Annotated in this window: 22 protein-coding genes and 1 riboswitch; of the genes, 13 read left to right on the top strand and 9 right to left on the bottom strand. The window is 72.1% G+C overall.

Features of this window, described 5'->3' with window-relative positions:
• Positions 1-135: 135 nt before the first annotated feature.
• The 3 genes from J2S55_RS29625 to J2S55_RS29635 all read left to right on the top strand — a co-directional run bounded on the left by J2S55_RS29625 (position 136) and on the right by J2S55_RS29635 (position 2,604).
• The gene (locus tag J2S55_RS29625) at positions 136-870 is read left to right on the top strand and encodes a DUF1707 SHOCT-like domain-containing protein (RefSeq protein WP_306867731.1); all 735 of its coding nucleotides are present in this window, start codon (positions 136-138) and stop codon (positions 868-870) included.
• A gap of 437 nt (positions 871-1,307) precedes the next feature.
• Positions 1,308-1,805, top strand: a complete 498-nt coding sequence (locus J2S55_RS29630) for a SigE family RNA polymerase sigma factor (protein WP_306867733.1) — start codon at positions 1,308-1,310, stop codon at positions 1,803-1,805.
• 1 nt (position 1,806) lies between these two features.
• The gene (locus J2S55_RS29635) at positions 1,807-2,604 is read left to right on the top strand and encodes a hypothetical protein (RefSeq protein ID WP_306867735.1); all 798 of its coding nucleotides are present in this window, start codon (positions 1,807-1,809) and stop codon (positions 2,602-2,604) included.
• Positions 2,605-2,640: 36 nt separating this feature from the next.
• Here J2S55_RS29635 and J2S55_RS29640 read toward each other — a convergent pair whose 3' ends face one another.
• The 4 genes from J2S55_RS29640 to J2S55_RS29655 all read right to left on the bottom strand — a co-directional run bounded on the left by J2S55_RS29640 (position 2,641) and on the right by J2S55_RS29655 (position 6,067).
• Positions 2,641-3,399: a sirohydrochlorin chelatase gene (locus J2S55_RS29640; RefSeq protein ID WP_306867737.1), complete on the bottom strand. Its 759-nt coding sequence runs from the start codon at positions 3,397-3,399 to the stop codon at positions 2,641-2,643.
• Positions 3,396-4,124 carry a phosphoadenylyl-sulfate reductase gene (locus J2S55_RS29645; RefSeq protein WP_306875619.1) on the bottom strand — a complete coding sequence of 243 codons (729 nt, stop codon included), beginning with the start codon at positions 4,122-4,124 and terminating at the stop codon, positions 3,396-3,398. The genes J2S55_RS29640 and J2S55_RS29645 overlap by 4 nt, the downstream gene beginning before the upstream one ends.
• An 82-nt stretch (positions 4,125-4,206) precedes the next feature.
• Entirely contained in the window at positions 4,207-4,350 is a 144-nt protein-coding gene (locus J2S55_RS29650) for a hypothetical protein (RefSeq protein ID WP_012893136.1), read from the bottom strand.
• Between the two features lie 34 nt (positions 4,351-4,384).
• Positions 4,385-6,067 carry a nitrite/sulfite reductase gene (locus J2S55_RS29655; protein WP_306867741.1) on the bottom strand — a complete coding sequence of 561 codons (1,683 nt, stop codon included), beginning with the start codon at positions 6,065-6,067 and terminating at the stop codon, positions 4,385-4,387.
• Between the two features lie 548 nt (positions 6,068-6,615).
• On the opposite strand from J2S55_RS29655, the gene J2S55_RS29660 reads away from it, so the two are divergent.
• From J2S55_RS29660 to J2S55_RS29690, 7 genes are all read left to right on the top strand, one after another.
• Complete coding sequence (locus J2S55_RS29660; protein ID WP_306867743.1) at positions 6,616-7,428, top strand: TIGR03084 family metal-binding protein; 813 nt, start codon at positions 6,616-6,618, stop codon at positions 7,426-7,428.
• A gap of 33 nt (positions 7,429-7,461) precedes the next feature.
• The gene (locus tag J2S55_RS29665) at positions 7,462-7,860 is read left to right on the top strand and encodes a YccF domain-containing protein (protein ID WP_306867745.1); all 399 of its coding nucleotides are present in this window, start codon (positions 7,462-7,464) and stop codon (positions 7,858-7,860) included.
• 78 nt (positions 7,861-7,938) lie between these two features.
• Positions 7,939-8,904, top strand: a complete 966-nt coding sequence (locus J2S55_RS29670) for a YihY/virulence factor BrkB family protein (RefSeq protein WP_306867747.1) — start codon at positions 7,939-7,941, stop codon at positions 8,902-8,904.
• A gap of 8 nt (positions 8,905-8,912) precedes the next feature.
• Positions 8,913-8,994: riboswitch (ZMP/ZTP riboswitch) on the top strand.
• 31 nt (positions 8,995-9,025) lie between these two features.
• Complete coding sequence (gene glyA, locus J2S55_RS29675; RefSeq protein WP_306867749.1) at positions 9,026-10,282, top strand: serine hydroxymethyltransferase; 1,257 nt, start codon at positions 9,026-9,028, stop codon at positions 10,280-10,282.
• 336 nt (positions 10,283-10,618) lie between these two features.
• Complete coding sequence (gene rsgA, locus J2S55_RS29680) at positions 10,619-11,737, top strand: ribosome small subunit-dependent GTPase A (RefSeq protein WP_306867750.1); 1,119 nt, start codon at positions 10,619-10,621, stop codon at positions 11,735-11,737.
• Between the two features lie 199 nt (positions 11,738-11,936).
• Entirely contained in the window at positions 11,937-12,311 is a 375-nt protein-coding gene (locus tag J2S55_RS29685) for a hypothetical protein (protein WP_306867751.1), read from the top strand.
• A 53-nt stretch (positions 12,312-12,364) separates the two neighbouring features.
• Entirely contained in the window at positions 12,365-12,610 is a 246-nt protein-coding gene (locus tag J2S55_RS29690; protein WP_306867753.1) for a hypothetical protein, read from the top strand.
• Between the two features lie 232 nt (positions 12,611-12,842).
• On the opposite strand, the gene J2S55_RS29695 is transcribed toward J2S55_RS29690, so the two are convergent.
• The 4 genes from J2S55_RS29695 to J2S55_RS29710 all read right to left on the bottom strand — a co-directional run bounded on the left by J2S55_RS29695 (position 12,843) and on the right by J2S55_RS29710 (position 16,538).
• Complete coding sequence (locus J2S55_RS29695) at positions 12,843-13,157, bottom strand: WhiB family transcriptional regulator (RefSeq protein ID WP_012893126.1); 315 nt, start codon at positions 13,155-13,157, stop codon at positions 12,843-12,845.
• 103 nt (positions 13,158-13,260) lie between these two features.
• Positions 13,261-13,923, bottom strand: a complete 663-nt coding sequence (locus J2S55_RS29700) for a sucrase ferredoxin (protein ID WP_306867758.1) — start codon at positions 13,921-13,923, stop codon at positions 13,261-13,263.
• 558 nt (positions 13,924-14,481) lie between these two features.
• Positions 14,482-15,978: a glycerol-3-phosphate dehydrogenase/oxidase gene (locus J2S55_RS29705; RefSeq protein ID WP_306867760.1), complete on the bottom strand. Its 1,497-nt coding sequence runs from the start codon at positions 15,976-15,978 to the stop codon at positions 14,482-14,484.
• Complete coding sequence (locus J2S55_RS29710) at positions 15,975-16,538, bottom strand: TetR/AcrR family transcriptional regulator (RefSeq protein WP_306867762.1); 564 nt, start codon at positions 16,536-16,538, stop codon at positions 15,975-15,977. The genes J2S55_RS29705 and J2S55_RS29710 overlap by 4 nt, the downstream gene beginning before the upstream one ends.
• A gap of 46 nt (positions 16,539-16,584) precedes the next feature.
• Between J2S55_RS29710 and J2S55_RS29715 the strand changes: the two genes are divergently transcribed.
• The gene (locus J2S55_RS29715; RefSeq protein WP_306875620.1) at positions 16,585-18,150 is read left to right on the top strand and encodes an FAD-binding oxidoreductase; all 1,566 of its coding nucleotides are present in this window, start codon (positions 16,585-16,587) and stop codon (positions 18,148-18,150) included.
• 115 nt (positions 18,151-18,265) lie between these two features.
• On the opposite strand, the gene J2S55_RS29720 is transcribed toward J2S55_RS29715, so the two are convergent.
• Positions 18,266-18,694 (bottom strand): acyl-CoA thioesterase, encoded by a 429-nt coding sequence (locus tag J2S55_RS29720; protein ID WP_306867764.1) that lies wholly within the window; start codon positions 18,692-18,694, stop codon positions 18,266-18,268.
• Positions 18,695-18,833: 139 nt separating this feature from the next.
• Between J2S55_RS29720 and J2S55_RS29725 the strand changes: the two genes are divergently transcribed.
• Both J2S55_RS29725 and J2S55_RS29730 read left to right on the top strand, forming a co-directional pair.
• Complete coding sequence (locus J2S55_RS29725) at positions 18,834-20,342, top strand: metallophosphoesterase family protein (RefSeq protein ID WP_306867766.1); 1,509 nt, start codon at positions 18,834-18,836, stop codon at positions 20,340-20,342.
• A 35-nt stretch (positions 20,343-20,377) separates the two neighbouring features.
• On the top strand, positions 20,378-21,973 hold the full coding sequence (locus J2S55_RS29730; RefSeq protein WP_306867768.1) for a bifunctional 3'-5' exonuclease/DNA polymerase: 1,596 nt from the start codon (positions 20,378-20,380) through the stop codon (positions 21,971-21,973).
• Positions 21,974-21,975: the final 2 nt, after the last annotated feature.

Genomic DNA, 21,975 nt, shown 5'->3' on the forward strand with positions numbered 1-21,975 from the left:
GGGCTCAGCCGGTCCGGGACACGGCCGTCCCGCGGGCCGCCCGGCGCCCGGCGCCCGGGATGTAGGCCGCCGCGGGCCGTAGCTCCTCCTTGCGAAGGATCCACCGCGGAGAGAACTCGCGATATGTTGTGATTCATGAACGATCCCGGTGCGATACGGGCCTCCGACACCGAGCGGGAGGCCGTCGTCGAACGGCTGCGGGTCGCCTCCGTCGAGGGACGGCTGACTCTCGGCGAGCTGACCGAGCGCACGGAGATGGCCTACACCGCCGTCACCCAGGCTGAGCTGGCCGTCATCACCTCGGACCTGCCGTCGGCCGACCACTCCCACGCGCCCGCCTACGCCCCGGCCCCGGCCCCGGCTCCGGCGCCGCAGGGCGGCCGGGCGCGTCGCTGGTTCGTGGCCGTCATGGGCGACTCCAAGCGCCGGGGCAAGTGGCGGATCGACCAGGGCCTCGGGGCGGTCGCCGTCATGGGCGACGTCCTGCTCGACCTGCGTGAGGCCGAGGTCCGCACCGGAGTGGTGGACATCGTGGCCACCGCGGTCATGGGTGATGTGAAGATCATCGTCCCGGACGGCGTGGACGTCGACCTTGAGGGCATCGCGATCATGGGGGACAAGAAGGTCCAGGTCCTGGAGGCTCCCGCCGGGATGAACGTGCCGCTCATCCGGGTCAGGGCGTACGCCGTCATGGGCGACGTCAAGGTGATCGGCGACGCCAAGGCCAAGCCCGTCAAGAAGCCCTGGGCCGCATGGCGGGAGCAGTGGCGCGAGCTGCGCGGCGAGCTCACGGGTGAGCCCCGGCCTCCCCTGCCGCCGGCCCCTCCCGCGGGTCCCCACGGGCACCCCGGCCATCACTGGCCCCACTGACCGTCCGGTCCTCACCGGGGCCCCGGGCTCACCCGGGGTCCGCTCCTCACCGGCCGTCCGCTCCTCACCGGCCGTCCGGTCCTCACCGGCCGTTCTCTCCTCACGGGCGGTCCGGTTTCATCGGGATCTGCTCCTCACCGGCGGTCGGGGTGATCGTCGGCCGTCCGCTCCTCACGGGCGGCCCGGTTTCACCCGGGGGCCACTCCTCACGGGCGGTCGGGGTGATCGTCGGCCGTCCGGTCCTCACGAGCGGCCCGGTTTCACCCGGGGGCCACTCCTCACGGGCGGTCGGGGTGATCGTCGGCTGTCCGCTCCTCACCGGCCGTCCGGAGTCCGCCGGCGCCGTCTCCGGCCGGGACGTTCCACGGGGCGTGCAACGTCTGCGGGGGCCCGGCGCGTAGTGATCGGTGACGGACACCGAACAGTGAGGACCCCGAATGCGAGATCGGGCCGACTTCGAGCGCTACGTGGAGCAGCGCTCGGCCCGGCTGCTGCAGACGGCCTACCTGCTGTGCCGCGACTGGGGCACGGCGGAGGACCTTCTGCAGACGGCGCTGGCCAAGGCATGGTTCGCCTGGCGGCGGGTGGGCGACAACCCCGACCCCTACGTCTACCGCATCCTGACCAACACCCACGCCTCCTGGTGGCGGCGTAAATGGCGGGCCGAGGTGCCGACGGCTGAGCTGCCCGACGTGGCGGGGGAGGACCGGACGGGCGAGATCGGGGCGCGCGAGGCCGTACGGCACGCCCTGGCGGGGCTGCCCGGCAGGCAGCGCGCCGTGATCGTCCTGCGCTACTTCGCCGACCTGCCCGACCCGCAGATAGCCGAGATCCTCGGCTGCTCGGTGGCGACCGTCCGCAGCCAGGCCAGCCGGGCGCTGGCCAAACTACGCGTCGATCCCGCGGCGGTCGCCGCGATCACCACGGGGAGCTGAGTTGACGATCACCGAATCCGAGCTGCGCGAGATCCTGGGCCAGGAGGGCGGCGACGGTCTGCACAGGGGCGTGACCGTCGCCGACGTCGACCGGCGCGCCCGCAGGATCAGGCGCCGCCGCCTCCAGGCCCTGGGGGGCGCGGCCGCGGCGGGACTCGCCGTCGCGGTGGCGTTCACCCTGCCCGCGGGCGGCGTCACCCCGGTCCCCGACGACCTCTGGACCGGGGTCATGGCCCAGCCGTCGCCTGTCCTGCCGACGGTCTCGTGGCCCGGGAGGGAGGACATGGTCCCCCGCGGCGAGATCGCACGGCGGGACTACCGCGTGGCGGGGACGCGCGAGAGGCTCCGGGTCGAGGCGGGTGAGGCCCGGATCATGGTGCAGGTCATGTGCGCCGGGCCGCTACGGCGGCTGGTCATCCGGGTCGACGGCGGCGCCCCCCACGAGCAGTTCTGCGGGCAGGGGCCCGAGGGCCTCACCTACGCGGGGTACTGGGAGGACAGGACCGCCAAGGCCGCCAAGGTCGCGGAGCGCGTCGTGTCCGTGGCCGTGCTGCCGGGCGAGGTCGACGCGGGCGCGATGACCGTCGAAGAGCTGTTCGCCCGGAAGGACACGTTGTTCGACGGCTGGGAGCGGCAGTTCGTTGGCGCGGAGAGGTTCTCCCTCGAATGGTCCGTCACGGTCAGGGAGCTGGCCCGTCCGGCCTGCCGGGACGATGTCCGCCAGGTCGACCCGGCCACCGGCCGGGTCGTCGTGGTCCGGTGCGCCCCGGCCGGTGAGGCCGGCGGGGGGACCGGCTGAGCCCAACCGGTCAGGTGATCGGCTGAGCCCCACCGGTCAGGCCGTCGCGAAGGCCCTCTCCCGCCGCACCGCCTGCTCGTAGCGTTCGATCAGCACGGCCGCGAGCTCGGGGGCGGCGCCCAGCACGTCGGCGACGGCCCCGGCGCCCGCGGCCAGGCTGTCACGGCGGATCTTGTCGGCGAAGTGGCCCGGGGCCAGCAGGTAGGGGGCCACCACCACGCGCGGGGCGCCGGCCGACAGGAGCCGCCGGACCTCCTGCGCGGGGGTGGGCTCGGCGGCCGAGGCGTAGGCCGCGGTCACCGACCACCAGCCGCGCCCGGCCCACTCTCCGGCCATCCCCGCGACCGTCGCGTTGGCCCGCCGGTCGCTGGAGCCGGCCGAGACCAGCACCACGGCGGTGCCGGGGTCGCCGGAGGCCACCCCGGCCTCCGCCAGGCGCCGCTCCAGGGCGGTCAGCAGCAGGGGGTGCGGGCCCAGGGTGGCGCCCCGGTGCACGCGCAGCAGCGGGCGGCGGGCCGTCACCTCGGCGAGCGCGCCGGGGATGTCCACGCGGCTGTGGTAGGCCTCGGTGAGCAGCAGCGGCAGCACCGCCGCCTCGGCCAGCCCGGACAGCGCCATGGGGAGCGTCGGGGGAGCGTGGTCGAGGTAGGCGGTGCGCACGGGGATCTCGGGGCGTGCCCGCCGTACCAGGTCGAGCAGGTCCTCCACCGTCGCGGCGGCGCGCGGGTCACGGGACCCGTGCGCCACCGCGACCAGCGGGACCGCCGGCGCCGTGCCGTGGACGCGCCACGTCATAGATGCAGCCCGCATTCCGTCTTCGCCATCCCGGCCCAGCGCCCGCTGCGCGGGTCCTCGCCCGGGGCGACCTGGCGGGTGCAGGGGGCGCAGCCGATCGAGGGGTAGTTGTCGTAGTGCAGCGGGTTGATGAGCACGCCGTTGTCGGCCATGTAGTTGTCGACGTCGTCCTGCGTCCACCGGGCGATCGGGTTGATCTTGACCATCTGGCGCTTGGCGTCCCACTCCACGACCTTGACACCGGCGCGGGTGGCGGCCTCGTCGCGGCGGATGCCGGAGACCCAGGCGAGGTAGGGCTCCAGCGCCCGGTTGAGCGGTTCCACCTTGCGCAGGTAGCAGCACAGGTCGGGGTTGCGCCCGAACAGGCGCGGACCCAGGTCGCGTTCCTGCTCGGCCACCGTCCGGGACGGCTTCACGTCGATCACGTTGACGTCATAGACCTGCCGCACGGCGTCACGGGTGCCGATCGTCTCGGCGAAGTGGTAGCCGGTGTCGATGAACAGCACGTCGACACCGGGTTTGACCCGGCTGACCAGGTCGATCAGCAACGCGTCGCTCATCGAGGAGGTCAGGCAGAGCCGGTCGCCGAAGGTGGCCGCGGCCCAGCGGATGATCTCCAGGGCGGAGGCGTCCTCCAGGAACTGCGCGGCCGACTCGACGATGTCCTGCAGGTCGAGCGCGCCGCGCTGCTGTCGTAGTCCGACTTCTATGTCCACCAGTGTCATGTCGCTCACCACTCCTCGTTCGCCACGCAGGCCGCCCGTGCCTCGCCGGCCACCGCGCTCACCGCGCCGGGCTCGCTCCGCGTCATGACCGCACTCCGATTCCCAGGAACTTCAACTTGAAGGCGCGCACGCATGAGCGGCAGTACCAGCCGCCGTCGCCCTCGTAGGGTTCGAGATCCTCTTCGCCGCAGTAGGGGCAGTGGAAGGGGACTGCTCGCTCGCTCATCGGACCCTGCCCGCCCCGCGGCCCGCCGGGCCGCTCACTTGAGGTCCGTCTCGTCGGCCCGCTGGACCCAGTCGGAGAAGGTCTCGCCGTCGTTCTTCTGCTTCTCGAAGTTGCGCACGACGCGCTCCACGTAGTCGGGCAGCTCCTCGGCCGTGGCCTTCAGGCCGCGGACCTTGCGGCCGAAGCCCGGGTTGACGCCCAGGGAGCCGCCCAGGTGGATCTGGAAGCCCTCGACCTGCTCGCCCCTGTCGTTGACGACGAGCTGCCCCTTGAGGCCGATGTCGGCGACCTGGATGCGCGCGCAGGAGTTGGGGCAGCCGTTGACGTTGATGGTCAGCGGCTCCTTGAAGTCCGGCAGGCGCTGCTCCAGCTCGTCGATCAGGTCGGAGGCGGTGGCCTTCGTCTCGACGATCGCCAGCTTGCAGAACTCGATGCCGGTGCAGGCCATGGTCTGGCGGCGGAAGGTGGAGGGGTTGACCCGCAGGTCGTTGGCCTCCAGCTCGGCGACGACGCTGTCGACCCGGTCGGGCGCGACGTCGAGGATGACCATCTTCTGCTCGACCGTGGTGTGCACCCGGTCCGAGCCGTGCCGCTGGGCGATGTCGGCGATCAGGTGCAGCTTGTCGCCGTCGAGGCGGCCGACCCTGGGCGCGAAGCCGACGTAGAAGTTGCCGTCCTTCTGCGGGAAGACGCCCACGTGGTCGCGGCGCCCGCCACGCGGCTGCTCCGGCGCGGGGCCGTCGGGCAGCGCGTACCCCAGGTATTCCGTCTCGAGGATCTCCCTGAACTTCTCCACGCCCCAGTCGTTGACCAGGAACTTGATCCGGGCCCGGTGGCGCAGGCGGCGGTAGCCGTAGTCGCGGAAGATGCCGATCACGCCGCCCCAGACCGGGGTGACCTGCTCGGGGGTGACGAAGACGCCCAGCCGCTTGGCCAGCATGGGGTTGGTCGACAGGCCGCCGCCGACCCACAGGTCGTAGCCCTTCTCGCCCCGCTCGTTGACCACGCCCACGAAGGCGATGTCGTTGATCTCGTGCACGGTGCAGTGCGCCGGGCAGCCGCTGACCGCGGTCTTGAACTTGCGCGGCAGGTTGGAGAAGGCCGGGTCGCCGATGTAGGTGTCGTAGATCTCGTCGATCTGCGCGGTGCCGTCGAGGACCTCGTTGTCGTCGATCCCGGCCAGCGGGCAGCCCAGGATGACGCGCGGGGTGTCGCCGCAGGCCTCGGTGGTGGACAGGCCCACCGCCTCCAGCCGCTTCCAGATGTCGGGGACGGCCTCGATCTCGATCCAGTGGAGCTGGATGTTCTGGCGGTCGGTGACGTCGGCGGTGCCCCGGCCGTAGAGGTTGGAGATGTCGGCGATGGCGCGGAGCTGCTCCAGGTTGAGCCGCCCGCCGTCGATCCGGACCCGGAGCATGAAGTAGCGGTCGTCGAGCTCCTCCGGCTCCAGGATCGCGGTCTTGCCGCCGTCGATCCCGGGCTTGCGCTGGGTGTAGAGCCCGTACCAGCGCATCCGGCCCCGCAGGTCGGCGGGGTCGATGGAGTCGAAACCGTTCTTGGCGTAGATGTCGATGATCCGCTGACGGACGTTGAGCCCGTCGTCGTTCTTCTTGTTCTCCTCGTTCTTGTTCAGCGGTTCGCGGTAACCGAGAGCCCACTGACCTTCGCCTCGCGGGCGCTTGTGGTGGCGGTTAGCCGGCTTGGCCGGGGTCGTCATTTGCGCGTCCTTCGGATCGATGGAGTGATTTCCGGACACGCACAGACGGCACCTACCGCCTCATCGTCGAGTGCGGGGGTTGCTTGCTCACAAGAAGGAGGACGCCTGTCGCGCGCCCGAGCTGGGTGAAATCAGCGGAGGGCGACGGTCAACGGACGTCACAACAGATGGCACTGCGGACACGCAAGAGGTCGACGTGGCGTCGCACGACGAGCAATGGGTCCGCTGGCATGTCCCTGACGATACCTTGGTCGACTGAGATGTCCAATGTCGGGTCCACACTCTGGACTGTCTCCAGGCTCAACCTTGGTCCGCGGGCCCGGTTCCGGCTGTCCGGATCATCCCTGGCGCGGCCAGTCCAGCGCCGACTCGTGGGGCCGCTCGGCCTCCTGGTGCTGGCAGTCGCACCATGAGCCGCCCCGGCACTCACCGTGACGGCGGTCCTTGCACTGTTCGCAGATCACTCTTGTGGGGTGCCCCTGGAATCGAAGGACTATCCCCTAGAACATCGCTCGGTTACCCTTGCCTTGGCCGGATGGGGAGGTGCCGTGAGCCTGCTGGGCGAGTTGCTGGCCGATCTGCGCGCGGAGACCGCCGAGCTCGACGCCATGGTCCGCGGGCTCGATCCGGCGGCCTGGGAGCTGCCCACCCCCGCCGAGGGATGGGCGGTGCGCGACCAGATCAGCCACCTCGCCTGGTTCGACGACGCCGCCACCGCCGCGGCGACCGACCCCGACGGCTTCCGCGCCACCCTGCCCGCCTTCCTCGGCCGCGGATACTCGGCGGTGGACGAGATCGCGGCCGCCTCCCGCAGCCTAGCCCCGGGCCAGGTCCACGACTGGTTCCGCGCCGCCAGGGCGCGCAGCCTGGAGGCGTTCGCCCGGCTCGACCCCGGGGTCAGGCTGCCCTGGTACGGCCCTGACATGTCGGCGGCGTCCTTCGTCACCGCGCGGCTGATGGAGACCTGGGCCCACGGCCAGGACGTGGCGGACGCGCTCGGCCTGGCCCGCGTCCCCACCGCCAGGCTCAGGCACGTGGCGACGCTCGGGGTGCGGGCCATGCCCTACGGCTTCGCGATGCGCGGCCTGCCGCCGCCGGCCGGGCCGATCCGGGTCGAGCTGACGATGCCCGACGGGTCGCCGTGGACGGCGGGGCCGGCCGGGGCCGCGGACGTGGTCAGGGGGCCGGTGCTCGACTTCTGCCTCCTGGTGGTCCAGCGCCGGCACCTCGACGACACCTCCCTGGAACTGCGGGGCGAGGGCGCGCGGGCGTGGGCACGGGTCGCCCAGGCCTTCGCCGGGCCCCCGGGCAAGGGGCGGGCACCGCTCGGATCAGGGGTTTCTCAGGGACGGACCGGATAGAACCCGCCCGATCCCGCCTGACATCCTCAAATCATGCGGACTCTGTTGAATGTCATCTGGCTGGTGTTCGCGGGGATCTGGCTGGCCGCCGGCTACGTCCTCGCGGGCGTCATCTGCTGCATTCTGATCATCACCATCCCGTTCGGCATCGCGTCGTTCCGGATCGCCGCCTACGCGCTGTGGCCCTTCGGGCGGACCGTGGTGCGCGATCCCGGCGCCGGCTGCCTGTCCACCGTGGGGAACGTGATCTGGTGCGTGGTGGCCGGGATCTGGCTGGCCATCGGGCACCTGCTGACCTCGATCCCGCTCTTCCTGTCGGTCATCGGCATCCCGCTGGGGATCGCCAACATCAAGCTGATCCCGGTCTCGCTGCTGCCGCTGGGCGCCCGGATCGTCGACGTGGACGACCCGGAGGCGTTTTATCGCAGGTAGCGCGGACGGTGGACAAGAGATTCGATCGTTGCCGGACGGACTCGTGATCAAGCGTCACTAGGAAATACGTTGTGTGCCATGACGTCCACTGATGCTCAGGCGCACCGCCCCGGGCCTGACAGGCGCTCGCCGCGCGGGCGGGGGGCCAGGCTGCGCGCCGGGCTCACCTGGGTACGCGGGACGGGCGTCTGGGCACTGGCCAGCGCCACGGTCAACGCGGGCGTCACCTACCGGGTCACCGGTCTGGCCGGTGAGGCGGCCTTCTTCGCGCTGCTGTCGCTGCCGCCGTTCATGCTCGGCCTGATCGGCGTGCTCGGCCAGCTCACCCGGGTGTTCGGCCCCGAAACGCTGCAGAGCGTCCGGGAGTGGATCGACGCGCAGGCGCACCTGCTGTTCACCGACAACGCCGTGGACACCGTCGTCACCCCGCTCGTCGACGACGTGCTGAAACCCGAGAACCAGGTCTCGCTGATCTCGCTGGGCTTCCTGCTGGCGCTCTGGTCGGGCTCGCGGGCGCTGTTCGTCTACGTGGACCTGATCTCGGTCGCCTACGGTCTCGGCGAGGAGCGCGGGATCATCCGCACCCGCCTGATGTCCTTCGGCCTCTATCTCGCGGGCCTGCTGACCGGGCTGCTCGTCATGCCGGTGCTCGTCCTCGGCCCGGCGGCGCTGCGCGGCGCCCTGCCCCCCGACTACGCCCCGCTGGTCGACAGCCTCTACTGGCCGGTGGTCATCATCGGCTCGGTGTTCTTCCTCACCCTGCTCTACCACGTGAGCGTGCCGGTGCGCACACGCTGGTGGCGCGAGCTGCCCGGGGCGGTGCTCGCGTTCATCATCTGGATCGCCTGCGCCGCGGTGCTGCGCGCGGTGCTGGCGGCCTGGTTCTCCCCGGTCTCGATCTACGGCTCGCTCGCCGCCCCGATCGCGGTGCTGCTGTGGCTCTACATCACCGCGCTGGCCGTGCTCATCGGAGCCACCCTAAACGCCGAGGTGGACCGGCTCTGGCCGGTGGACGGAGCGGGCCGCGCCGGCCGTGCCGGCTAGTCCGCTATCGTCTAAGACGCGACTGGCGCATTGGGTGGGAGGGACCACCGGGGAGCGTAATGGCGAAGGCCGTGCGCCTGGGTCTTCGCGACGTCAACGACGACAGAGGAGTGAAGGCCCCATGAGTTCTCTTTCCAGTGTCGATCCGCAGATCGCCGAGCTCATCAGGGCGGAGGAGCGCCGTCAGGCCGACACCGTCAAACTGATCGCCTCGGAGAACTACGTCTCCAAGGCCGTCCTGGAGGCCACCGGCACCGTCCTCACCAACAAATACTCCGAGGGCTATCCGGGCAAGCGTTACTACGAGGGCCAGCAGGTCATCGACCAGGTCGAGTCCCTGGCAATCGAGCGGGCCAAGTCCCTGTTCGGCGTCAACCACGCCAACGTCCAGCCCTACTCGGGCTCGCCCGCCAACCTCGCCATCTACCTCGCCTTCCTGCAGCCGGGCGACACCGTGATGGGGATGGGCCTGCCCTTCGGCGGCCACCTCACCCACGGCTGGTCGGTCTCGGCCACCGGCAAGTGGTTCAACCCGGTCCGCTACGGCGTGCGCCAGGACACCGGCCGCGTCGACATGGACGAGGTCCGCGAGATCGCCCTCCGCGAGCGGCCCAAGCTGATCTTCTGCGGCGGCACCGCGATCCCGCGCACGATCGACTTCCCGGCCTTCGCCGAGATCGCCCGTGAGGTCGGCGCGGTGCTGGCCGCCGACATCGCGCACATCGCCGGCCTGGTGGCCGGTGGCGCCCACCCGTCGCCGGTCGGCCACGCGGACGTCATCTCCACCACCACGCACAAGACCCTGCGCGGTCCCCGCGGCGCGATGCTCATGGCCACCTCCGACGAGCACGCCACCGCGCTCAACAAGGCCGTCTTCCCGGGTCTGCAGGGCGGCCCGCACAACCACACCACCGCGGCCATCGCGGTGGCGCTGAAGGAGGCGGCGACCGACGACTTCAAGGACTACGCCCGCCAGGTCGTCATGAACGCCCAGGCGCTGGCCGAGGAGCTCAACGGCCGCGGCTTCGACCTGGTCTCCGGTGGCACCGACAACCACCTCATCCTGCTCGACCTGACCCCGAAGGGCATCGGCGGCAAGCCCGCCGCCCAGGCCCTGGACAAGGCCGGCCTGGAGACCAACTACAACACCGTGCCCTTCGACACGCGCAAGCCGTTCGACCCGTCGGGCATCCGCATCGGCACCGCCGGCGTGACCAGCCGGGGCATGGGCGTGGCCGAGATGCGCCAGATCGGCGCCTGGATCGACCAGGTCGTCACCGCCCTGGCCAAGGACGAGGACGAGGCCAAGCACGTCATCACCCGGGTCCACGGCGAGGTCACGGAGCTGACCTCGCACTTCCCGGCCCCGGGCCTGTGACCTGATCCGCGTCGGGAAGGCCCCGGGACCCGTCGGGTCCCGGGGCCTTCTCACGGGCGCGCCCGCCGTACGGGCCGCCGGGGCGGGGCACCCGCGGGCCGTACGGCGGCCCCGGCCGCGGCGCGAGGGTGAGACGCGTGGTTAATGGGTTGCGTGGAATGGGGGGACCTGCGCTAATCTTCAGCCGAAGACGCCATTTGGCAGACAGATGGCCGCAGACACGGGAGGTGAGGACTATGCGGGTCGTTGTGACGAGCCTGCCATCCGTCAACCTCCGGGTGCCCGCCTAGCCACTTCACGCAGGGGCGCCCGGCTTCCACAAAGGGTGTACCCACGTTGTCATCGCCAGTCATTTCTGGTCTGTCCGCACTGTCCCCGCTCGGCTGGGACGACTCTCTCGCCGCCGAACTGCCGGCCGGCCTGATCCCCGCCCGGGTGGCCCGCGTCGACCGCGGCGCCGCCGAAGTGCTGTCCGCCGACGGTCACGCACAGGCCCACTACAGCGCCCAGGTACGGCGGGCCGCCGCCGCCGACCCTGTCGCCCTGCCCTGCGTGGGGGACTGGGCCGGTATCCGCCGGCTCCCGGAGGGCCGCTTCGAGCTGGAGACGCTGCTGCCCCGCCGTACCGCCTTCGTCCGCGGCGGTGTCGGCAGGCTCTCCCGGGGCGGCCTGTCCGGCGACTCACAGGGGCAGGTGCTCGCCGCGAACGTCGACGTCGTGTTCGTCGCCGAGCCCGCCCTGCACGCCACCGACACCGCCGACCTGAGCCGGATCGAGCGACTGCTCGCGCTGGCCTGGGAGAGCGGCGGCCTGCCGGTGGTCCTCATCACCAAGTCCGACCTCATCGGCGAGGGCCTCGACTACCTGATGGAGGAGGTCGCCACGGCGGCGCCCGGGGTGGACGTGCACCCGATCTGCTCCCTCACCGGCGAGGGGGTCGAGATCGTGCGCGGCTACCTGGAGGGGACGCGCACCGCCGTGGTGCTCGGCGCCTCGGGCGCCGGCAAGTCCACGCTGGTCAACGCTCTGGCGGGGACGGCGGTGATGGAGACCCAGCAGGTCAGGGCCGGTGACGGCCGGGGGCGCCACACCACGGTGCACCGCGAGCTGATCCCGCTCCAGGGGGGCGGCCTCATCATCGACACGCCCGGCATCCGCCGCGTCGGCCTGTACGACATGGGCGAGGGCGTGGACATGGTCTTCTCCGACATCGAGGACCTCGCCGGGCGGTGCAGGTTCGCCGACTGCCGGCACGACAGCGAGCCCGGCTGCGCGGTGATCGCCGCGATCGAGGACGGCACGCTGCCCGAGCGGCGGCTGGAGAGCTGGAACAAGCTCCAGCGCGAGGCCGCCTGGATGGCCTCCAGGAGCGACGCCCGGCTCCGCAAGGAGCTGCAGAACAGGTGGAAGATCATCCACAAGGAGATGCGGAAGCCAGGCCGGAACCGGCCGTGACGGCCGGGCGCCCCGGCCCGGCCCGTGATGGCACGGGCCGGGCCGGGGCGCCCTCCGGTGCCGGGGACGGACGCGCCCGGCGCCGGTCCGCCACGTTCCGCACCGTTTCGCCGGCCCGGCGACGGTCGCGTTCCCGGCGACCCGACTACTCTTACCAAGAGTAGGGTTTTGACTACTGTGAGTAGGCAAACCTTTAGGTGTGATCGCAGACTCGGGCGGACGGAGGTCGTCCCGGTGCCGCTGGGCGGCTCCGTGGATCGCGATCCTCATCTGCCTCGGGCTCTGTCTGGGCTGGCACTCGGACGTTCTCGGGCTGCCCGCGGGGATGGCCGCCGAGGTCGTCGCGGGTGACGCGCCGCCCGCCGACGACGTCCCCGCCGCACCCGTCACCCGTCACACCCAGGGCAAGCGCGAACCGCGCACGCAGCTCAGAGGGACCGCGACACCGGGGACCTGGGGAGCGGTCCCGCCCGCGGCCGGACAGCCGGCCCGCGGCGCCATGGCCGGGGGCTCCCCGGCCACGGCGCAGGCCGAGCCCGATCGGCTGATCCTGCTGAGCATCTCTCGCATATAGGTCCGGCGGCCCGCCGTCCGGATCAGCACGACATCCATGCGAGGAGATAGTTCATGCGAGAGATTCACGAGGTCACCGAGGCCTGGGACTTCCAGTGCCTGCGCTGCCTGCACGTCTGGGAGGACATCTACGAGGCGTGCCATGCCGATGACGGCCGGCCGGTCGTGTGGCGCAGGCAGGGGATCGTCACCACCGCGCCGTGGGCGGACCGCAGCTGTCCCAGCTGCTCCGCCCCCCAGGTCAAGCCGCTGCCCTCACGTGGCCGGCGGGACATCCCGGGGGTCCCCCCGCAGGGCTGAGCCGTCTGCGGGCGGTCGATGATGGCTTACAGTGATAGGAGCTGCAGGCAGTCGTCCGGGAGGCGGCCACGGTGTGGTGCGTATGGCGGCCTCCCCGACGGGTGTTCCCCGGCGGACCGGCCGTGATCGGCGGATCGGCCCGCGAAACACCCTGACCATACACAACAACGTGTGATCTCGCAGGGGAATCAGCGAGATCACACGCGAGGGGAGAGCCGGGTGGAGGTGCTGCTCAGGCGACGGCGCTGATGCCGGCGCTGGCGGCGCGGCGCATGCGACGGCGACGCTCGGAGGCGCGCTCGTCCTCGTTCAGACCGCCCCAGGTGCCGTACTTCTCCGGACGGGACAGCGCGTAGTCGAGGCATTCGGCGCGTACGGGACACTGGGCGCAGATGGCCTTGGCCTTACGCTCGCGAATGTCGCGCTCAGGCTGACGCTCGCCGTCGGGACCGAAGAAGAGCACGAGGTCCTCGCCCCGGCACGCGGCGTCATCCTGCCAGCCCCAGCTGGGCCGAGGCCGGGCGGTCTGCCGACGTACCTGAGACATGAGAAAACCACCTTTTAGTGAGGGTATTTCGGGTTGATGCCGCATTGGACGTTTATGGCGTCCCTGTGTCCAACGCCTGGATAGGCCGTGATGTTCCCTCAGGTCAGGTGAGGGCGGACGTGGCGTACCGCACAGGCGCGAGCCTGTCCAGCGCGACCAGCCGATAGGTGGTGATCGTGTCGGCACAAGCCGTACCACATGGCGTTGTTAGCGTCATGGGTTCAACCACTACCCGAAAACGAGCGGCACTACCGCGCACGAAAGCCTCGGTGGTGTCGCCGTCCGACCTGGAGGACTCCACGGCCACTCCGCCGACCGAGAGCTCGCCCGTGTGGGAGCGGACGAAATGCTCGACGGCTTGCAATGGCTCAGGGATGCCTGCGCGTCCCCGGAAACGGTCGAGGATGACCTCGCCGGACCGGTACGCATTCGCTGCCGCGACCGCAGCAGCCTGAGACATGCTGCCGTAGTAAAGCCCGTGTGGCAAGCACACGAGGTTGGCGGCGTATCGATCGCCGCCAACATGTGATGTTTCCCATACTCTGTCCGGCAAAACTTCGGCCAGAGAACGAGCGAGGGGTAGTCCAATGCGGGCGCAGCACGCGTTGCGCTTGGCATGCGTGCAGACCAGAAAAACCGGCTCACTCACAAGTATGCAGGACTCCGGGACCACTCCGGCCACCAGAGCGTCCATGTCAAGATCGTCCGGACCTGCGATGACGCCTTCGGCGAGCCACGGCTCGGCCGCCGTGGAGTCGGCGACCATGACGTGAATGCCGTTCCTGTAGGGGATCCGGCGCCCCGGGCGGCGGATGAGCTGGGGCCGGATGCCGAGGCTCGTGGCCCGTTTGATAAGAGTGTGTACGTCCTCGGGGAGCCGGCAGTCCTCCAGATGGGAGGCCCAGGGGCCGGAGTGCTCGATGAGCAGCCAGAACCGGGCGCCCACCGTCGCGCTGGCGAGGACGGGCAGGTCGCCCGAGTGGCATCCCTGAGGGTGCGCGCAGCTCCTGGCCGCCATGCTCGAAACGCCCCCCGTGGCCACCGCGCACCCCTCCTATCTCGACTTAGGTAAGACTAACCTAATGCTGGCGGAGATGTGACGTCCGGGGCTCCGGAGGCGGGCGGTCCGGGTGGAGCCATAGGGCCTGCGGAGGGTCCCCGTCAATAGGCCGGTCTCAACAGGCGTCAACGCGTCTTTGTCAATAGGCGGACCGAAAAAGCTGGTCAGGCGGACTGAAAAGCCCGTCCGCGGCAGTGGGCGGACCGAAAAGCCCGCCCGCCGGGGCGCCGGCGCCACCCCGGCGGACCGGGCGGCCCGCCGCCCTCAGTACGCCAGCGCCGCCCGCGCGGCGGGCAGGGCCGCCGCGCGGTCCCCGGGGACCAGGCCGATCCGGGTCCGGCGGTCGAGCAGGTCGTCGACGTCCAGCGCGCCCTCGTGCCTGACGGCCCAGACCAGCTCGGCCCGGGTGATCCCGGTCGGCAGCGGCTCGGCCAGCGCGGGATCCTCCGCCGTCAGCGCCCGCACCGCCGCCGCCTCGCTCCCGTACCGCTCCGCCAGCCGGTCCCCGGCCCCGGCGCCCGCCGCGGTGAACCCGGCCAGGGGCAGCCGCGCCGTACGGCTCGGGCCGGCGGCCAGGCCCCGCAGCGACACGGCCCGGTCGACCGCGTCCTGGGCCATCCGCCGGTAGGTGGTCAGCTTGCCGCCCACGACCGTGACGACCCCGTCCGGGGAGGTCAGCAGCGCGTGCCTCCTGGACAGGTCGGCGGTGCGCCCCTCGCCGCCGAGCAGCGGGCGCAGCCCGGCGTAGGTCCCGGCCACCTCCTCCCGCCTGAGCGCCACCTCCAGCACCGAGTTGAGCACCCCGAGCAGGAACGTCACGTCCTCCTCGGGCGCCTGCGGGACGTCGGGGACCGGTCCCCGCACCGGCTCGTCGGTGAGCCCGACGTAGACCCGGCCGTCCGGCTGGGGGAGCACCAGGACGAACCGGTTGCTCTCCCCCGGGATCGGCACGTGCAGCCCGGCCCTGAGCCCGGGGAGGGTCTGCGGCCGGAGCACGAGATGGGTGCCGCGCGAGGGGCGCAACGGGATGGCCGGATCGAGCTGGGCGGCCCAGACCCCGGTGGCGTTGACCACGGCCCTGGCCCGGATGGTGAAGGTGCCGCCGGTGAGCTCGTCGCGGACCCGCGCCCCGCCCCCGGTCAGCTCCAACGCCCGGCAGCGGGTCAGGATCCTGGCCCCGTGCGAGGCGGCCGTCCTGGCCAGGGCGACCACCAGCCGGGCGTCGTCGGCCAGGCGCCCGTCCCACGACAGCAGGGCACCGCGCAGGCCGTGCGGGCTCAGCGGCGCGGCGAGGGACCGGGCCCGCCCCGCGGAGATCCGGGACGGGCCGGGGAGGAGGCGGCGGGGCGTGCGCGCGGCCATCCGCAGCCCGTCGCCGAGCCGGTAGCCGGCCATCATCGTCGCGGCCTGGCCGCCGGAGACCGCGGGGGTCAGCGGCAGCAGGTACGGCTGGGCCCGCACCAGGTGCGGGGCGGTGTGCCGGAGCAGGACGCCGCGCTCCACCGCGCTCTCGTGCGCCACCCCCACCTGGCCCTTGGCCAGGTAGCGGAGCCCGCCGTGGATCATCTTGGAACTCCACCTGGAGGTGCCGAACGCCAGGTCGTGGGCGTCGATCGCGGCCACGGACAGGCCGCGGGAGGCGGCGTCGAGCGCCGCCCCGGCGCCGGTGGCGCCCAGCCCGACCACCAGCACGTCCACCACGAGGTCCGCGGCCTCGGCGAGTTCGCGCGAGCGGCGGGCGGCGTTGAGGGAGGAGTTCACGGGCGCAGGTACCTCTCCAGGAGCGTGGTGAGCTCGGCGTCCAGGGCCTCCTGGGTGAGGGGGCCGAGCATGGTCGGGCCGGACAGCAGGAACGACTGGGCGGTCAGCACCACGGCGCCGGCCAGCGCCCCGGGGTCGCCGGGCCGTACGGTGCCCAGCTCCTGGCCTCGCGCGATCGCCGACCCGACGAGCGCGAGCATGGCCTCGTGGCTGGAGCCCCTGCGCCGGAGCAGGTACGGCAGGAGCAGTTCGGGGTCCACTTCGACGATCTTGCGCCAGAGGGGATGGTCGCGCAGCTCCCGGACCACCCCGACCGCCGCGGTGACCGGGTCCTCGGTGGCGAACCGGCTCGCGACGAGCACCCACTCACGGGTCATCAGGTCGGCGACGAGGCCGCGCACGTCGGGCCAGCGGCGGTAGATCGTCATCCGGGACAGCCCGGCCCGGCGCGCCACGTCGGTGAGCGTGGTCCGCCGCACCCCGACCGCGAGCACCATCTCGCGGGCGGCGTCGAGGACCGCGTCGCTGCCCATGGTCGCATTGTGACGGATAGACGTCATGTGTCACAGTGTAGAGGTGGAAACTCCGACGACCGCCGCCGAACCCATGCTCTGGTCCGGCTGGGGCGACCCCGCCAAGGCCACCGACCTGCCGGAGCCGGTCCGCAAGCTGCTCCAGGACATGCTGGGCGTGCGCGCGCCGGCGACCCCGGCCGCCAGCTTCGGCGAGGTCCGGCTGCCCGCCGTGGCGCTCTCCCCGCTCGTCCTCACCGAGCTGCGCGGAGTCGTCGGCGCCGACCATGTCCGCTTCGACGACGACGCCCGCATCCGGCACACCCGGGGCAAGTCCACTCCCGACCTGATCCGCATGCGCGCGGGCGACGGCTCCGACGCCCCCGACGCCGTGGTGCTGCCCGGTTCGCACGAGGAGGTGCTCGACCTGCTGCGGACCTGCGCCGCGCACCGGGTCGCGGTGGTCCCCTTCGGCGGGGGCACCTCGGTGGTGGGCGGCCTGGTGGCCGCCCGGCAGGGCTTCGCCGGGGTCGTCGCCCTCGACCTGGCCCGGCTGAACCGGCTGGTCTCGGTGGACACCGAGTCGATGGTGGCCGAGTTCGAGCCGGGGCTGCGCGCCCCCCAGGCCGAGCAGCTCCTCGCCGGGCACGGGCTCACGCTGGGCCATTTCCCCCAGTCGTTCGAGTACGCCACGCTGGGCGGCTTCGCCGCGGCCCGCTCCAGCGGCCAGGCGTCGGCGGGATACGGCCGTTTCGACGACATGGTCGTCGGGCTGACCGTGGCCACCCCCCGGGGCACCCTCGACCTCGGCCGCGCCCCCAAGTCCGCCGCGGGCCCCGACCTGCGCCAGGTGATCCTCGGCTCCGAGGGCTCGTTCGGGGTGATCACCTCCCTGCGGCTGCGCGTACGGCGGGCCCCCGCCGAGCGGGTCTACGAGGGCTGGCGGTTCGCGTCGTTCGCGGCGGGTTCGGCCGCGCTGCGCCGGCTCGCCCAGGAGGGCCCGCTGCCCACCGTCCTGCGGCTGTCCGACGAGACCGAGACGATGGTCGGCCTGGCCAGGCCGGGGGAGCTCGGCGGCCTGGCGGCCGACGCGGGCTGCCTGGTCATCGCGGGTCACGAGGGCTCCTCGGAGGTGGCCGGCCGGCGCGAGAGCGCCGCGGCGGTGCTGTCGGAGTGCGGCGGCGTCTATCTCGGGCCCGGCCCGGGGGAGTCCTGGGCCCACGGCCGCTACGCGGCGCCCTACCTGCGCGACTCGCTGCTCGCGGCGGGGGCCACCGTGGAGACGCTGGAGACGGCCGGGTTCTGGTCCAACCTCCCCCGGCTCTACGACGCCGTACGGATGGCGCTGCACGCCTCGCTCGGCTCTCCGCTGGTGATGTGCCACGTCTCCCACGTGTACGGCACGGGCGCCTCGCTCTACTTCACCGTCGTCACGGCGCAGAGCGGCGACCCCCTCGCGCAGTGGGAGGCGGCCAAGCGGTCGGCCTGCGAGGCGATCGTCGCGGCCGGGGGCACGATCTCCCACCACCACGGCGTCGGCCGCGACCACCGGGAGGCCTACGCCGCCGAGATCGGCGACCTGGGCGTGGAGATCCTGCGGGGGATCAAGGGCAGGCTCGACCCCCAGGGCATCCTCAACCCCGGTGTGCTGGTCGGCTAGTCCCCGCCGCCGGGCGGGCGGCTGATTTGAATCTACAACGTAAAGGCATCGGGCCGGGTGGGTTCCGGCCGCGGTGCCGGGCGGAGGTCCTCGGCGGGGCGGCGCCGTACGCCGGTCACAGTGGACGCGGGAGGTCGTCCCCGATCACCAGTTCTCCCATGGCCTCGCGCAGCGGTCCCGGGATCCCGGCGGGCCGCCGGGTCTCCCGGTCCACGAACACGTGGACGAAGTGGCCCTCGGCCACGACCGTCTCGCCGTCCTCGCGGAACAGGCCGAGCTCGTAGCGGACGCTGGAGCGGCCCAGGTGCCCGACCCGCAGGCCGACCCGGATGGGTTCGGGGAAGGAGACCGACGCCTTGTAGACGCAGTGCGACTCCACGCACAGGCCGATGGCGTCGCCGTCGTGGATGTCCAGGCCCGCGGTCCTGACGAGCCAGGTGTTGATCACGGTGTCCATCAGCGAGTAGTGGACGGCGTTGTTGACGTGTCCGTAGACGTCGTTGTCCTTCCACCTGGTCGCGACGGTCTCCCAGTAGGCGTACACGGTAGAACCATATTCCAGAGCCGGTCCGGGACGCCCCCGCCGCGATGATCGATCTCCCGAGGGCGCGCGGGCGGATCCGGGACGGGGCACGTCTCGGGGAACGGGTGCGACTTCGTAAGATCAACGCCAAGATATGGTCATGGTCGATGTCGGGCAGGCCGCGGAACGCGGGCGTGAGGTCTCCTCCCGGGTCTCGGAGGAGGGGGCGGGCTGGGACTGCGTCGAGATCGGCGCCTTCAAGGAGCTGCGGCCCAACGCGGAGAGCTTCACCTGGCTCAGCCCGCGCACCGTCTGGAAGTCGAGGAACGAGATCCTCGCGGGCCTGTTCGGCGACCCCTCGGGCCAGGTCCGGGCCCGCTGGGTGGCCTCCCAGCGGGAGCGGGGCGTCGACCCCTCCTTCCGGATCCCGGTGGACGTCGGGCCGGAGTTCTCCTTCCTCGTCCTCGGCGACACGGGGGAGGGCGACGCCTCGCAGTACGCCGTGGTCCCCGGGATGCTCAAGCTCGGCGCCGGCACCGCCTTCGCCGTCATCGCCAGCGACGTGATCTACCCCACGGGGTCCGGCAACGAGTACGACGACAAGTTCTTCCGCCCCTACAAGGACTATCCGGCGCCGATCTACGCGGTCCCCGGCAACCACGACTGGTACGACGGGCTCGGCGGCTTCATGCGCGTCTTCTGCGACGCCCCGGCGCTGAAGGCGGAGCGGGAGGGGTTCAGGCTGACGCCCTCCGGGCTGCGCGGGCTGCTGTGGCGCCGGCCGGAGAAGATCGACGAGGCCGGGCTGGCCAGGGCGCGCGAGCGCCGGGCGCGGCCCGGGCAGCAGGCCGTGCAGCCCGGACCGTACTGGGTGATGGAGACGCCCGGACTGCTCATCGTGGGCGTGGACACCGGCATCCACAGCACGCTGGACCGGGAGCAGGCGCGGTGGCTGCGCGAGGTATCGCGCGATCCCCGGCCCAAGGTGCTGATCACCGGCAAGCCCATCTACACCCGCAACGAGTACAAGCCCTCCAAGCTCGAGGGCGGCGGCACGATCGACGACATCGTCACCGATCCCGCGCACAACTACGTCGCGGCGATAGGCGGCGACGTGCACAACTACCAGCGTTTCCCGGTCAGGGCCGGCGACCGGACGATCCAGTACGTCGTGGCGGGGGGCTCCGGGGCCTTCATGCACGCCACCCACACCACCCCCAGGGTCACGGTGGGCGGCGTGGACGAGGACGACTACAGGTGCTACCCGCTGCGCGGCGACTCGCTGTCGTTCTACAGCAAGCTCTACAGCGACCGGCTGCGCATGCGCTGGCTCTACCTCACGCCGGCACAGAGCGCGACGCTGATGTCGCGGTGGATCGGCAACACCCCGGTCCGGGACGTCCCGCCCGTGCCCATCACGCGGCGGATGCGGTGGGCGGCGCGGATCCTCGGCGGCTGGCCGATGCCGTTCCGGCTGCCGGTGGGCAGGTTCTTCCACCGCTACCTGTCGGAGCTGTCGGACTGGGACACCCCGCCGTTCTTCAAGAGCTTCCTGCACGTCTCCGTGACGCCGCAGACCCTGAAGATCCGCTGCTTCGCCGCCACCGGATGCCTGCCGCAGGAGATCGAACCCCCGCTCGAGGACGAGGTCGTCATCTCGCTCGTCTGATCGGGAATGTCGGTCCTCCGTGGCAGGCTGGGCGTATGAACGTGGCAGTCGCGGCAGGTCCCGGTGGTGGGGCGCTCCTGCGCCCGGACGGGCGGGCCGTGCGGGCCGTCGACGACCTGGCGGGGGCCGCGCGCGAGCTGGAGGCCGGGCGGCCGCGCTGGGTCTGGGCCGACACCCGGGAGGTCTATCCCGCGCTGCTCGACGCCGGGGTGCGGCTGTCGCGCTGCCACGACCTGGCGCTGACGGAGGGCCTGCTCCTGGGTTACGAGGGGCGTCACGACGAGCCCCGCTCGGCCCCGGCCGCCCACGCGCGGCTGCACGGCCTGCCGGTGCCGCAGGACCACCAGGGGCCGCAGGCGCGGCAGGCCACGCTGTTCGAGGAGGAGCCGCCCGCGCCCGACGTCGACCTGGTCGCCGAGGTCCACGCCGACCAGCTCAGGCGGATCGAGGCCACCGCCGACCCGCACCGGTTCCGGCTGCTGGTGGCCGCCGAGTCCGCCGGGGCGCTGATCGCGGGGGAGATGGGCCACGACGGCATGCCGTGGCGGGAGGACGTGCACGACACGCTCCTGACCGGCCTGCTCGGGCCGCGCCCGGTGCACGGCATGCGGCCGGCCAAGCTCCAGGCCCTGGCCGACCAGGTGGCGGCGGCCTTCGGTGCGCCGTTCAACCCCGACTCCCCGCAGCAGATCGTCAGGGCGTTCAAGTCGGCGGGCGTGCCCGTCGTCTCCACCCGGGCCCACGAGATCAAGAAGGTCGACCATCCGGGCGTCGCGCCCCTGCTCGCCTACAAGGAGATGGCCAGGCTCTACAGCTTCCACGGCTGGGTCTGGGCCGACCAGTGGGTCCGTGACCACCGCTTCCGGCCCGAATACGTGGTGGGCGGCGTCGTGTCGGGCCGGTGGGCCACCAGCGGCGGCGGCGCGCTGCAGATCCCCAAGGTGATGCGCCAGGTCGTGGTGGCCGACGAGGGCTGGACGCTGGTCGTCGCCGACGCCGCCCAGCTCGAACCCCGGGTGCTGGCCGCGATGGCCGGCGACGGCGGCCTGGCCAGGGCGGCCGGGCAGATCGACCTCTACCAGGCGCTGGCCCAGGCGTTCGGCGGCGAGCGCGACCACGCCAAGATCGCGATGCTCTCGGCGATGTACGGCGGGACCAGCGGAGACGCGCCCAAGCTGCTGGCCGTGATGCGGCAGCGCTTTCCCCGGGCCTACCAGTTCGTGGAGGACGCCGCGCGCAGCGGCGAGGAGGGCAGGCTGGTCCGTTCCTGGCTCGGCCGCACCTGCCCGCCGCCTTCGGCCCGCTGGCGGGAGCTGGTCTCCGGCCCCGAGGGGAAGCGGGCGGCCCGCGACCGGGGCCGCTTCACCCGCAACTTCGTGGTCCAGGCCACCGCGGCGGAGTGGGCGCTGGTGCTCATGGCCGTGCTGCGCGGGCTGCTGCCCGATCCGGCCAGGCTGGTGTTCTTCCAGCACGACGAGGTGATGGTGCACTGCCCGCAGGAGCTGGCCGGGGAGGTGGTCGAGGCGGTCGGCCGGGCCGCCGAGGAGGCGACCCGGCTGCTGTTCGGCCCGACCCCGGTGCGTTTCCCGATGCAGGCCGTCGCGGTGCGGTGCTACGCCGACGCCAAATGAGC

The organism is Streptosporangium brasiliense (assembly GCF_030811595.1).
Lineage (GTDB): Bacteria > Actinomycetota > Actinomycetes > Streptosporangiales > Streptosporangiaceae > Streptosporangium > Streptosporangium brasiliense.

Bases quoted from the DNA above. Each gene is read 5' to 3' on its own strand.
- J2S55_RS29665 (WP_306867745.1), top strand. From the start codon at position 7,462: ATGCGGACTCTGTTGAATGTCATCTGGCTGGTGTTCGCGGGGATCTGG.
- glyA (WP_306867749.1), top strand. From the start codon at position 9,026: ATGAGTTCTCTTTCCAGTGTCGATCCGCAGATCGCCGAGCTCATCAGG.
- J2S55_RS29625 (WP_306867731.1), top strand. From the start codon at position 136: ATGAACGATCCCGGTGCGATACGGGCCTCCGACACCGAGCGGGAGGCC.
- J2S55_RS29695 (WP_012893126.1), bottom strand. From the start codon at position 13,157: ATGTCTCAGGTACGTCGGCAGACCGCCCGGCCTCGGCCCAGCTGGGGC.
- J2S55_RS29700 (WP_306867758.1), bottom strand. From the start codon at position 13,923: ATGGTCGCCGACTCCACGGCGGCCGAGCCGTGGCTCGCCGAAGGCGTC.
- J2S55_RS29725 (WP_306867766.1), top strand. From the start codon at position 18,834: ATGGTCGATGTCGGGCAGGCCGCGGAACGCGGGCGTGAGGTCTCCTCC.
- J2S55_RS29670 (WP_306867747.1), top strand. From the start codon at position 7,939: ATGACGTCCACTGATGCTCAGGCGCACCGCCCCGGGCCTGACAGGCGC.
- J2S55_RS29655 (WP_306867741.1), bottom strand. From the start codon at position 6,067: ATGACGACCCCGGCCAAGCCGGCTAACCGCCACCACAAGCGCCCGCGA.
- J2S55_RS29730 (WP_306867768.1), top strand. From the start codon at position 20,378: ATGAACGTGGCAGTCGCGGCAGGTCCCGGTGGTGGGGCGCTCCTGCGC.
- J2S55_RS29630 (WP_306867733.1), top strand. From the start codon at position 1,308: ATGCGAGATCGGGCCGACTTCGAGCGCTACGTGGAGCAGCGCTCGGCC.
- J2S55_RS29690 (WP_306867753.1), top strand. From the start codon at position 12,365: ATGCGAGAGATTCACGAGGTCACCGAGGCCTGGGACTTCCAGTGCCTG.
- J2S55_RS29710 (WP_306867762.1), bottom strand. From the start codon at position 16,538: ATGACGTCTATCCGTCACAATGCGACCATGGGCAGCGACGCGGTCCTC.
- J2S55_RS29645 (WP_306875619.1), bottom strand. From the start codon at position 4,124: ATGACACTGGTGGACATAGAAGTCGGACTACGACAGCAGCGCGGCGCG.
- J2S55_RS29650 (WP_012893136.1), bottom strand. From the start codon at position 4,350: ATGAGCGAGCGAGCAGTCCCCTTCCACTGCCCCTACTGCGGCGAAGAG.
- J2S55_RS29715 (WP_306875620.1), top strand. From the start codon at position 16,585: ATGCTCTGGTCCGGCTGGGGCGACCCCGCCAAGGCCACCGACCTGCCG.
- J2S55_RS29640 (WP_306867737.1), bottom strand. From the start codon at position 3,399: ATGACGTGGCGCGTCCACGGCACGGCGCCGGCGGTCCCGCTGGTCGCG.